Origin of the sequence: Streptomyces sp. PU-14G (genome assembly GCF_041028275.1) — a bacterium.
Lineage (GTDB): Bacteria > Actinomycetota > Actinomycetes > Streptomycetales > Streptomycetaceae > Streptomyces.
In genome coordinates this window covers 1-517 of the sequence record NZ_JASKYT010000777.1, presented here as the reverse complement: position 1 = coordinate 517, position 517 = coordinate 1, and the positions used below count along the sequence as shown (strand labels likewise).

Genomic DNA, 517 nt, shown 5'->3' with positions numbered 1-517 from the left:
GCGCCAGATCCACCCCACTGCTCGCCCGCGGCTCCCTCCCCTCCGCGGCCTCCTCCACAGCAGAAGACCCCTCGGCGGAAGACCCGCCGGACGGCTCGGCCCCGCCGCCCCGCGTCGCACCACCGCTCACAGCGCGTTCACCTCCCCGTCCGCCACCGCGAACCGCGCGCCCCGCAAAACCTCCGGAACGTCCTCGGGAACAGCGGCCGTCACCAGCACCTGCTCGGCCGGGGCCACCAACTCGGCCAGCCGCGCACGGCGCCGCGCGTCCAACTCGGCGAAGACGTCGTCCAAGACCAGCACCGGCTCGTGCCCCTCGCTCTTGAGCAGCTCATAGGCGGCCAGCCGCAGCGCCAACGCGTACGACCACGACTCGCCATGGCTCGCGTACCCCTTCGCCGGCAGCTCACCCAGCCGCAGCAGCACCTCGTCGCGGTGCGGGCCCACCAGCGTCACCCCGCGCTCGATCTCCTGCTTGCGCGCCTCACCCAGCGCCCCCAGCAGCCCCGTGTACAAC

Annotated in this window: 1 pseudogene; it reads right to left on the bottom strand. The window is 73.7% G+C overall.

Annotated features, from left to right (window positions below):
- Positions 1-126: 126 nt before the first annotated feature.
- Positions 127-517, bottom strand: a pseudogene (locus tag AB8Z75_RS35260) (DNA replication and repair protein RecF); the annotation flags it as partial.